Raw genomic sequence first — 11,238 nt, 5'->3', positions numbered from 1 at the left:
CAACAGCCTTGTTTAACAGTGCCAATAAATTAAATAATCGTATAGCCAAATTCCAATAAATATTATGTAATCATTATGACATGGGAGGATTAATTGGTGCAATAGTCCTTTATAGGATTAATTTCCCTTTTAAAATAAATAGCGTGGTTGAATCTCATGATTGCAGTGTCACTATGTTGCTTGGAGCAAACGGCTCAAGACTCCTCTAAATTGTATTTTCATTTCATTCGTGCACAGTTAAATCCGGGATACTTCATTTCCTGCGAGAAAAGCGAGTCAAGGAGTCCTGCGGAAAGCTTGCACCTGGAACAGAAATAAAAATAATTTTAAAAAAGCAAAGAAAAAAAGGAAAAGCGATGGCTTTTCCTTAGACTATATCCTCATAAATCGGTTCAGCATTATGCAGTTTTTCCACTTTTTCTTCGGTACCATCTTCGGCATTGATATAAATCCGGTAGGTGTCCTCACCTAGAACTCCAAGGAATTCATAGCACAATACCTCAGCGTTCAGGTCATTTAATATAACTGCCTTTGTCTGGTCCATAATTTTCAAATTCGGGTTGATTTTCTTCTTTGCTTCTTCTAGTGAAATTCCTGCCTCAGGTATTTTCCTTGTTTTATGGGATTTCAGGTAGTCCTCAGCTGAAAAACCAATTATTTCACCATTATCAAGGGCTACTTTCATTTTAATAGCATCAGGGTAGATCCTGACTCGATCCTGGTTGCCAACAAATGTAAAGACACCGATATTATCATATTGCGCACTCTCGAAAAGATCCAGATTCGTAAATTTGTTGTCCTTCAAAAACGTGATTGCCTTATTTGAAGCCTCATTCAGGCTTATCACTTGTTTTTTTACATCTCTGTCCAGCAGGAACCAAATAGGATAGCCGCCCTTTTTAGCAATATCCATGCTCGCCTCTAAGTTCGTCTTCGGATCCAGTATGGAGACACTGTAGAATCCGTAATCTGAACCTTTGCCATTCTCTTCTACCTTTACTTTGCCTGCATTACCAAGTGACGCATACCTTCTGGTAATCTTAATCGCATCGTTTTTAGAAATCTTTTTGCCTTGCAATTTTTTAAAGTTTTCATCCCTTATTTGCAGATTGATTTGTGCAGGGCCAAAATCAGTTTCAGAGTAACCTTCGACTGTTTTCTCAACAGTTTTAAAGCCGTCAATGATCGTATTGTCCGTCTTTCCCTTTTCCGTCGCCAGGGCAAGCTCTACATCCATCCATCTCAAGTTATTCTTCAAGACCATATGCTGGACTTGTCTTAAGTCCTGCTGTATTTCTCCAGATTGTTTATACAATGTTTTCAGCGTGCTATACTCTTTATCCGTCAATGGTTCTTTGTCCAGGTCACGTATCGCCGCTTTATAACTGAAATTACCTATATTAGCTAAAAATTCTTCTGTTTTATTAAACGGCAAAAGAGTTAAAGGCAACTGGCCGACATCACCGTGTGCTTGAGAAGTGATCTTCCACACCTCTGCCAGCTGTGGAGATAATGAACTTCTTGAATTCATTGCCAGTGTAGTGCCGATTTTGTCATTCAACAAGTCAATTTGATAGGTCAGGTCATGAAAGGCTCTTTGGTAATTATTTTCCGCATTAATGAGAATCGCTGTTTTTTCCCGATGCTCCTGATAACCCCAATAGGCTGTTCCAGCTATACCTATCACCAGGACAGCAATGGCTATTCCTCTTAGCAAATCAACTCACCTCTATTTACAAAAAATATGTTTTCCGATCTTTTTAATTTGCGGCCTAGACCAAATCCAAGCGCTTGTTGCCGTATCAGGATTGAAATAATATAATGCATTGCCTGTAGGATCCCAGCCATTAATGGCATCAAGGACAGCCTTCCTGGCCGTTTCATTAGGAGTAAGCCATATCTGGCCATCAGCAACTGCTGTAAAAGCTCTTGGCTCAAAAATCACTCCTGAAATTGTATTTGGAAAAGTAGCGCTATCAAGGCGGTTCAAAATGACTGCCGCTACGGCCACCTGTCCTGTATATGGCTCCCCTCTGGACTCTCCGTAAACTGCATTAGCCATCAGCTGGATATCATTTTGAGAGAAACCATTAGGCGTACTGGCTGCAGGCTTAGATGCAGGTGTCTGCGGCTTACTTTGGTTTGATTCTCCGCCCCAGGCTATTTTGGCGTTTGGAGTTGCTTTTGCCAGTTTCAGTTTTGTCTGCCACCCTGCAACCCCGTCGATCGGCAAACCAAATTCATTCTGGAAATTCCTTAATGCCCAATAGGTTCCCCAGCCAAAAACACCGTCAATTTTACCGTTATAAAAACCAATATGCTTAAGACGTGACTGGAGTTCAATTACATCGTCCCCTGCGGATCCCTGCTGTAATACCTGGCTCGTAAACGCGTCAGCCCTTTGCTCAATACCGCTGAAACGTACAACTGCCAAAATCAATGCCAGCGCGGCCATCAATTTCAAGATTGACCGATAATTCTTCATTGCATGCAACCCCCAAGATGTGAACTTTAAAGATTAACCCTATTTTTTGTAAAGAGATAACTTTTATTCCACAAAAAGAAAAAACTCTCCATTTTTAATGAAATGAAGAGTTTTTATATTGGATAATGCTTTTCGATATGCTGCAAGGTCAGGATCCTTGCTTTTTTCACTTTTCTTAACCCAAGCCACCATAAGAATATCATAAAAGGAACCATAAGCAGCAGCCAGTCTTCCCTTGTCATCAGAATATAATCATAGATTCCATGTAGGAGAACAGGTACAAGTAATGAAAGTACAATCATTTTTTTTATTGAATGCTCGGAGAACTTTGCCTTGCCTAAATAATATCCCATGATCACACCAAACAAGGCATGGCTGGATACAGGCAGAAGTGCTCTGCCGATTGCATCCTGAAGTCCGTTCGCAACTAGGTAAAAGATATTTTCCGCTGAAGCAAAGCCTAATGACACGGATGCACCATAAATAATTCCATCGTATGGCTCATCAAAGGCGATGTGCTGAAAAATGGTATAATAAAGGATGAACCATTTAAAGAATTCTTCCAATAGGCCAACCGTTCCAAATGCTTTTGTAAAGTCCCCTTGCAAAATACCTTCAGCAGCAAGAACATATTGGATGAACATAAGTGGAAAAACGAGCAGTGCTCCAAATAAAAAGGTTTTAGATACAAGTGATAGGGGTTCAGAATCATATTGATCCTTTAAATAAAAGTAGCTTAACAGTGCCAGCCCGGGAGCGACACCAGCAGTAACTATTCCCAGCATGCGCTGACCTCTTTTCAATTTGTTTTTTTAATCGTATCATGATATTAGAAGAAAGAAAATGGATTATTATTCTTTCTCGACAGGTGATTCGGAGGTAGAAGTCTTGAAAAAAAACATTTTATTAATTCATACTGGCGGTACCATTTCGATGAGTGAAGATACTAGCGGCTCCGTCAAGCCGGGCACAAACAATCCATTAAAAGAAGGGACAAGCCTTCTTTCAAAACTTGCTAATCTCGTGATAGAAGAACCATTCAATCTTCCCTCCCCGCATATAACACCAAAAGAAATGATGCAGTTAAAGCAATTAATCGAACAGTATGAGCAAACGGGTACTATTGAGGGAGCAGTCATAACCCATGGTACGGATACACTTGAGGAAACAGCATACTTTTTAGATCTGACAATCCAGGCTAGTTTTCCCATTGTCGTTACCGGCGCAATGCGTTCAAGCAATGAATTAGGATCAGATGGACTTTATAATCTAATTTCATCCATAAAAGTAGCTTCAAGCGATGAAGCTAAGGGTCAAGGTGTACTGGTAGTCCTGAATGACGAAATCCATACCGCGCTGAATGTGACCAAGACACATACGAGCAATCTATCCACGTTCCAGAGCCCTCAGTATGGCCCAATAGGAATTGTAACCAAAAGAGGGGTGCATTTTCATCATACGCCTACTAAACATGAAAACTATTCAATAACCGATGCCGAAAAGAAAGTTGTGCTGATTAAAGCCCATGCAGGAATGGACTCATCTCTGCTAAATGCTATTCTTGGTCTTGAGGTTGACGGCGCAGTGATCGAGGCATTAGGTCAAGGGAATCTTCCTCCAGCAGCACTTGAGGGTGTTACGGATTTAATTAGAAACAACATACCTGTCGTCATCGTTTCACGCAGCTTTAACGGAATTGTTCAGGATATTTATGGATATGAAGGCGGCGGTAAGCACCTTAAGGAACTTGGTGTCATTTTTTCAAATGGTTTAAATGGACAAAAAGCACGTATTAAGCTGCTTGTCGCTCTTGCAAAAACGAATAAAATGGAAGAAATCAGTGAGATGTTTATGTTTTAACTATGCTTTGGATCTGACTTCTGATGCTGGGTTTTATAACATTCAAGTATTATATCCATTACATTATATGTTCCAGCAAAACAAAAAGGCGGATTTTCCCGCCTTTTTGTTTTGGTCATTTATACTCTTTGGGAAATTGCTTCTGCTATTTGTCCTCCATGGAACCGGCCATTCTCAATAAAAATTTCATTCGCATTGTTCCCTGCTGCAATTACCCCAGCTATGAAAATTCCCTCTACATTCGTTTCCATTGTATCAGGATTAAAATATGGCCGACCTGTTTCTTCCTCGATTTTCACACCCATTTTCTTTAAAAATGCATGGTCAGGCCTATATCCAGTCATAGCGAAAACAAAATCATTTTTTTGCTCTACAGTATTCCCTTGATGTTCATACACAATAAGTTCAGCTGTTATTTCTTTTACTGCAGCGTTAAAAACCATGTCAATCATTCCGGTTTTAACCAGCGCCTCAAATTCTGGCAGCACCCAGGGCTTTATGCTTGGAGAATATTCTGATCCCCTGTAAACGACCGTAACTCTAGCACCAGCTTTCACCAATTCAATCGCAGCATCAACACTTGAATTTTTCCCGCCAATTACCGCAACATCCATATCAAAAAAAGGATGGGCTTCTTTAAAATAATGAGAAACCTTCTGCAAATCCTCACCAGGGATTTGCATGAAGTTTGGATTGTCATAGTAGCCGGTAGCGATGACTATATTGACCGCAGAATATTGTTGCTTATCTGTGGTAACTATGAAGCTTGATTCTCCGTCTTTTGTGATTTCGGTGACTTTTTCATATTTATTAATTCTCAATTCTTCCCTTTTCGCGACTTCCCGGTAATAGACGAGCGCCTGGTTGCGTTTTGGTTTATGATTCTCAGTAATGAAAGGCACTTCACCTATCGCCAGCTTTTCACTGCTGCTAAAAAAGGTTTGATGAGTTGGATAATGATAAATAGCATTAACGATATTGCCTTTTTCAATAATTAACGGATTGATCCCTTTTTTCTTGAGGGCGATTGCTGCAGCTAGACCACAGGGGCCACCGCCAACAATAATTGTTTGTTCTTTATTCATGTAAGTCTGTTCACTCCTTAGTAATCTATAGGCAACCACATATTTATGGTGAATAGAAAAAAATCTCCTATCTTTAAATGATAGGAGATTTTTGCATAAGATTCAATGAAGAACCCTTTATTAAATTAACGTACAAGAAACGAAGTATTAAATCCAGCCTCTGAAACGGCTGGCTTCAGCCATTTTTCTGACACCAACCATATATGCAGCAAGCCGCATGTCTACTCTGCGAGTCTGTGCAGTTTCATAAATACTGTCAAAAGATTTTACCATTACTTTTTCAAGTTTCTCTTCCACTTCTTCTTCAGTCCAATAATAACCTTGGTTGTTTTGGACCCATTCAAAGTAAGACACTGTAACACCACCAGCCGAAGCTAGTACATCTGGTACGAGCAGGATGCCACGTTCAGTTAAAATTTTAGTTGCCTCTAGAGTTGTCGGGCCATTTGCTGCTTCAACAACGATGCTTGCTCTGATATTGTGGGCATTTTCTTCAGTAATCTGGTTTTCTATCGCAGCTGGTACCAGGATATCACAATCCAGCTCCAGCAATTCTTTATTTGTAATTGTATTATTGAATAGTTTTGTTACTGTACCAAAGCTGTCGCGGCGGTCCAGTAAGTAATCGACGTCAAGTCCGTCAGGATCATGCAGCGCTCCATAGGCATCAGAAATACCGATGATTTTTGCGCCTGCATCGTGCATGAATTTTGCCAGGTAGCTTCCAGCATTTCCGAATCCCTGAACTACGACTCTAGCACCTTCAAGCTCGATTCCCTTTTTCTTCGCTGCTTCACGTATACAAATTGTTACCCCTTTTGCTGTAGCTGATTCCCGTCCATGGGAACCACCGAGAACAAGCGGCTTGCCTGTAATGAATCCTGGAGAGTTAAATTCATCTATACGACTGTATTCGTCCATCATCCATGCCATGATCTGTGAGTTAGTGAAAACATCAGGTGCCGGAATATCCTTAGTTGGTCCGACAATCTGGCTGATTGCACGAACGTACCCACGGCTTAATCTTTCCAATTCCCTGAATGACATGTCACGCGGATCGCAAACGATTCCACCTTTTCCCCCTCCGTAAGGAAGGTCGACAATGCCACACTTTAAACTCATCCAGATTGATAGCGCTTTAACTTCTTTCTCTGATACGTTTGGATGGAAACGTATTCCTCCCTTTGTTGGACCCACTGCATCATTGTGCTGCGCCCGGTAGCCAGTAAAGACTTTAACAGATCCGTCATCCATTCTGACAGGAATTTTCACTGTCATCATCCTGAGCGGCTCCTTTAAAAGCTCATACACCTCTTCAGGGTATCCGAGTTTTTCCAAAGCCTTATGAATAACAGTTTGTGTAGATCGTAAGACGTCATGTTTGTCTTCTTTATTTGGATTTTCATTACCGTTTGCGGCTACCATTGATAAACCTCCTAAATCACTTTTGCGGATGTTGTCTGCTTTCATGGATTAGTATACACCTTTGGTTATTTTATGCAAGAAGAAAAAAACACTTTTCAGCATTTTTTGAGCACTAAATGTAAACGCTAACATTTTAGACCTGTTGATTATTGGGTCGGTATAAATTGACTGAATAATAAGACTTTCCTCGTATGCGAATTCAAAAAAAAAGCCGAAGCTCTTCTCCATTATTTTATAAAATAATGGACAAGAGTTTCGACTGCGTTTTCTTCCATAATCTCGTTCCCATATTCCAATAATCTATGGATACTTAAAATAGAAGGCACTCCATATTCAGCCATTAATGAAACGGCTTTGATAGCGTCTTCCGCTGAAATCCCATTCATAAGCAAATAATAGTGACTCTCCATAAAGTGGAGGCTTCCACCTGGAATCCCTGCCTGTAAAAGTCTGTTGGCAAGCTGAATCACATCTTCTATATTGTCAAACTGAAATAGAATATCATCGCTTCCATCGACAGTAACTTGCATTTCAATGATTCCCTCATCGAACTGTTCCTCGTCTTCATCCTGCTCGATCATGGTAACAATCATCACCATACCTTGGGCATGCAATGAAAAAATTTCTACCGCAACCGACCCTAAGATTTCCAAATCAAATTCCTCGCTTGCTTCTTCAAGCATATCATGAAAAAGCTGATGCCATTTCAGTGAGTCCTTCCAGATGTCTTCCTTAGTCAATCCCCTGTCTGAAAGGTCATCAACTGTAAGAAAAATCTTAATCTTGTTGTTTGTTAATCGTTCCAAGCGCATAATCATGCCCCCTGCCATCGACAAAGCTCTTGTTATAGATTATGAAATTATTGCAGGTTGGTGAGTTATTTCAATTGATCAATGCGCTTTTTTAACCATTTCTCCCATTCCATCCGTGTCATGCCTACAATATTTTCTTTATACTTTTGACGTTGCTGAAACGGCATGGAATCAATTGCAATGCCTCCAATGCCAATGTGGAGGTCAGGGTAACTTTCGTTAATTTCATCAGCAAGTTTCAGTACTGCTGACCTATTTTCTTCAAGCGTACAGGATAAAAATAAAAACTTTGGTTTGACTTTATCAAGTACAACTTCAAGATCATGTTCAGCAACACTTGTGCCAAGAAACACCACCTCAAAGCCTTTACGCTTCAAGTACATCGTAAAGATCAGCAAGCCCAGCTCATGCCTTTCACCTGGGCCGCATACAGCTACTGCTTTAGGAAGAAAAGAGCTATGTGGAAATGAAGTGGAAAGGCCTTCTATTCTTGAACGCAAAAAGGAAGAAGCAAAATGCTCATGTGCAGTCGTTATTCTTCCCTCTTCCCACAAATCCCCGATTTTAATCAAAATAGGGCCAAGCAAATCTATAACCGTTTTGTCTATTGTAAATAAGCTAAAGGCCTGATTGGTCAATTCATGTGCCTGAGCACTGTTAAAATTCAAGAGTGCCGCCAACAGCTTGTCTCCCAATTCCTCCAATATATCCTTTTTAGGAGGTTCGGCACCATCCATGGTGGAGCTGGAATTCTCCATCAATGAAATGGCCTGGCTGATTGTAAAACCTTGATTCACTTTCGAAATGAGCCATCTTAATGTTTTCAGGTGCTCCTCAGTATACAAGCGATGTCCGGAATCATTCCTGACGGGGGCGATCATTTGATATCTCCGTTCCCATGCCCTCAGAGTTCCTGGCTGGATGCCGAGCATATTTGATACTGCTTTTATATTATATTTTCCCTCGCTGGTTCCCATCATCATTCCTCCGTGTAACCACATTACTTCAACGATTATACCCCCCTTGGATAACGGTTGTAAAACCTCAATCTGCTAATTCCCCTTTGGCAGCAGGGTGATTAAATGTGTTTCAGCCCTTGCCCCCAGTCTTAATGGAACAGCCGTTGTCCCGTATCCATTGCTCGTAATCAGGGTAGTGCCATTTTTCTTCTTTATACCGCCTAATTCATATGGACCAAACCCTAAAATCCTTATCTGCCCGCCATGGGTATGACCGCTTAAAACCAATCTTATATTATGGCCTGGCTCTAAACGGTTAACTATTGCTGGATTATGACTGACAAGTATGTGAAAACCATTCGGTTCTGCATCCTGCATAGCGAGGTCCAGTCTGCTTTTGCCAAGACTCAAATCATCAATTCCTAAAATGAATAAAGTATCACCCGTTTTTGATTCAAATTTAACCGCGGTGTTATCCAGCATTTTCACACCTGAATGAAAGAGCAGCGAATCCAGTTCATGTGAATTGAATTCATAGTCATTATTGCCCCATACAAAAAAAACGGGGGCAATGGATTTTAGTTTTTCAATATTGATTGCCACTTGATCAAGATCGACGCCCTTCTCTGCCAGATCTCCGCCAATGATAACTAGATCAGCCTTCCCTTTAGCTTCCTCAATGACTGAATCCGAAATGATACGCTTGTGGATATCCGAGATAAAAAAGATCGTAACAGAGCCAAAACTAGCGGGGAATTCCTTAAACCGCAGCTCGTGCTTCAATACCCTGTCCCCAAATGCCTGCCGATACATATATAACAGCAAGAAGCCGCCTAAAATTAATAATGCCAGTAAAAAGTAAATCAGTACCATTTGTGCCTCCTGCAATTCCGTAATCTAAGTTCCCTTCTCCGTCCTTAATGGGCTAAGTGAAATCATACCATAAAGAAAACAGAAACTGAAAAAAACACACGTCTGCCAAATCCCTAAAGGAATCAGCAGGAAAAAGCAGCCGATGCTTCCAATAGCTAAAATTATATCAGAAACCACCCCATTTTTACCCTTAAGTGTTTTAAAAACAGCGATGATTCCGTTTCGGATCAGCCCTCCCTGTACGTACATGCCGATGATGAGCGCAATTGTTCCGGCAAGGAATTCTATGGGATGTAAAATGAATACACTGAGAAACTCATCAGGACTATAGGGCATTTCAAGGGGCAGCCAATTGACGGACAAATACCCGCAAATAAATCCTAATACCAGCCTGAATATTTTCCATTGCATAAAAAAACCTCCCATACACAATGTATGAAAGGCCCTTGTCATTATTTCTGCGCGACAGAATCAAACTTCATGAATATCAAGTATGCGGAAACCAGAGTCTTCAAGCTTTTTGATAAATTTATCAATATTGTCCTTCTTTTCAATCTTCATGACGATTCTGCGGACAAGCTTATCTGTTTCATCAAAAGTTACTAATGAGATAATATGTTCATGGAATTGGTGCGCAATGTCAGCCAGCCTTGCAATCCTTCCTTCTGTTTCTACAGAAGTAAATGCGATCCTGACTCCTTCCCTATGCACTCCAAATGCACTCTGGAATTGGTCAAGAACGTCTGAGCGGGTAACTGCACCTTGAAATTTACCATTTTCATCAACTACCGCCAGCAATGGGATGTCCTTGAGTTTTACTAAGGTTGTTTCGAACATTTCACTTCCATGCAAGAAGTGATCCTCCAAAGTTACAATTTCCTTAGCAACAGTATTATTGAGATATTCCTCTTTCTTGTCTCCTGCCTTAAAGAAGCCATGATAAATTCCATGCCTTGTGACTACACCGGCATATTTATCTCCATCCAAAACTGGAAGACCGTCAATTTCATTCTCGTCTAGCTTTGTCAATACATTTTGCAATGTTTCATCTTGCTGAGCAGTGATGCATTTGTACTTAGGAATCATAATACTTTTAACAAACATTCAACTCACCTCTGGTTTAAAGTACTGCTATAACTTATATATTTCAACAAAATTATAAAAATCCCTGCATATCCCGTGAAATTTAACATGAAATTAAATTTCATACATAAAATGAACTGAAGATTATATAGAGGAGGGCTTTGTTTGTCTACAAATAAAAGAGTTTGGTACCCATACGCCAGTCCCTTCGACCCCTGTCCGCCTATCAAGGCTAAATCTTTTTCAACACCACCTAATTTATTTCTGGGCTTCCAGCCGCCTAATTTGCCGCAGTTTACACCAATGCAAGCACTAAGAACAGGGACTCTTTGGAAGGTTTTTTATGATACTTGGTATTCTCCGCTCGAAGCTCCAAGGGAGGATGATCTCTTATGAAGCAGCTCCCACAAGAATTTTATGCCACAATGGAACAATTGCAAGTAGTTGATTTCGTCTTGGTAGAACTCACCCTTTACTTAGATACCCATCCTGATGATTTTGGAGCAATCAATCAGTTCAATCAATTTGCAAAGGAGCGCAAACGACTAAAAAAAGTCATCGAAAGCAACTATGGACCTTTAATGCAGTACGGGAACAGCTACTCAGGGTATCCTTGGGATTGGAACGATGCCCCATGGCCATGGCAGCTCTAATTG

General features: G+C 40.6%; 12 protein-coding genes and 1 pseudogene. 3 read left to right on the top strand and 10 right to left on the bottom strand.

Translation table 11 applies throughout. The features are described 5' to 3' along the window. Positions 1-367 precede the first annotated feature (367 nt). From ypeB to prsW, 3 genes and pseudogenes are all read right to left on the bottom strand, one after another. Positions 368-1,717, bottom strand: a complete 1,350-nt coding sequence (gene ypeB, locus V7654_RS02265; protein WP_335428141.1) for a germination protein YpeB — start codon at positions 1,715-1,717, stop codon at positions 368-370. Between the two features lie 12 nt (positions 1,718-1,729). Next, positions 1,730-2,392 (bottom strand): annotated as a pseudogene (gene sleB / locus V7654_RS02260) (spore cortex-lytic enzyme); the annotation flags it as partial. A 206-nt stretch (positions 2,393-2,598) separates the two neighbouring features. Further along, entirely contained in the window at positions 2,599-3,270 is a 672-nt protein-coding gene (gene prsW, locus V7654_RS02255; RefSeq protein ID WP_335428140.1) for a glutamic-type intramembrane protease PrsW, read from the bottom strand. Positions 3,271-3,373: 103 nt separating this feature from the next. On the opposite strand from prsW, the gene V7654_RS02250 reads away from it, so the two are divergent. After that, a complete protein-coding gene (locus V7654_RS02250) occupies positions 3,374-4,345 on the top strand; it encodes an asparaginase (RefSeq protein WP_438825240.1) in 972 nt (323 codons plus the stop codon). A 119-nt stretch (positions 4,346-4,464) separates the two neighbouring features. Here V7654_RS02250 and V7654_RS02245 read toward each other — a convergent pair whose 3' ends face one another. The 7 genes from V7654_RS02245 to V7654_RS02215 all read right to left on the bottom strand — a co-directional run bounded on the left by V7654_RS02245 (position 4,465) and on the right by V7654_RS02215 (position 10,603). Next, positions 4,465-5,430 (bottom strand): YpdA family putative bacillithiol disulfide reductase, encoded by a 966-nt coding sequence (locus tag V7654_RS02245; protein ID WP_335428138.1) that lies wholly within the window; start codon positions 5,428-5,430, stop codon positions 4,465-4,467. 147 nt (positions 5,431-5,577) lie between these two features. Further along, positions 5,578-6,855, bottom strand: coding sequence for a Glu/Leu/Phe/Val family dehydrogenase (locus V7654_RS02240; protein ID WP_335428188.1), 1,278 nt, complete (start codon positions 6,853-6,855; stop codon positions 5,578-5,580). Between the two features lie 227 nt (positions 6,856-7,082). After that, positions 7,083-7,667: a genetic competence negative regulator gene (locus tag V7654_RS02235; protein ID WP_335428136.1), complete on the bottom strand. Its 585-nt coding sequence runs from the start codon at positions 7,665-7,667 to the stop codon at positions 7,083-7,085. Between the two features lie 65 nt (positions 7,668-7,732). Beyond that, complete coding sequence (locus tag V7654_RS02230) at positions 7,733-8,644, bottom strand: MerR family transcriptional regulator (protein WP_335428135.1); 912 nt, start codon at positions 8,642-8,644, stop codon at positions 7,733-7,735. A 75-nt stretch (positions 8,645-8,719) separates the two neighbouring features. Then, the gene (locus tag V7654_RS02225) at positions 8,720-9,499 is read right to left on the bottom strand and encodes a metallophosphoesterase (protein WP_335428133.1); all 780 of its coding nucleotides are present in this window, start codon (positions 9,497-9,499) and stop codon (positions 8,720-8,722) included. Positions 9,500-9,523: 24 nt separating this feature from the next. Further along, positions 9,524-9,910, bottom strand: a complete 387-nt coding sequence (locus tag V7654_RS02220; protein ID WP_335428132.1) for a hypothetical protein — start codon at positions 9,908-9,910, stop codon at positions 9,524-9,526. Between the two features lie 60 nt (positions 9,911-9,970). Next, complete coding sequence (locus V7654_RS02215; protein ID WP_335428130.1) at positions 9,971-10,603, bottom strand: CBS domain-containing protein; 633 nt, start codon at positions 10,601-10,603, stop codon at positions 9,971-9,973. Between the two features lie 144 nt (positions 10,604-10,747). On the opposite strand from V7654_RS02215, the gene V7654_RS02210 reads away from it, so the two are divergent. Both V7654_RS02210 and V7654_RS02205 read left to right on the top strand, forming a co-directional pair. After that, positions 10,748-10,978, top strand: coding sequence for a spore coat associated protein CotJA (locus V7654_RS02210; protein ID WP_335428129.1), 231 nt, complete (start codon positions 10,748-10,750; stop codon positions 10,976-10,978). Beyond that, a complete protein-coding gene (locus V7654_RS02205) occupies positions 10,975-11,235 on the top strand; it encodes a spore coat protein CotJB (protein ID WP_335428128.1) in 261 nt (86 codons plus the stop codon). The genes V7654_RS02210 and V7654_RS02205 overlap by 4 nt, the downstream gene beginning before the upstream one ends. Positions 11,236-11,238 lie beyond the last annotated feature (3 nt).

The sequence above is a fragment of the Bacillus sp. JJ1609 genome (assembly GCF_036967045.1).
GTDB lineage: Bacteria > Bacillota > Bacilli > Bacillales > Cytobacillaceae > Mesobacillus.
Note: the sequence above shows the minus strand (reverse complement) of the source record. Positions and strands in the feature narration are given on the sequence as shown.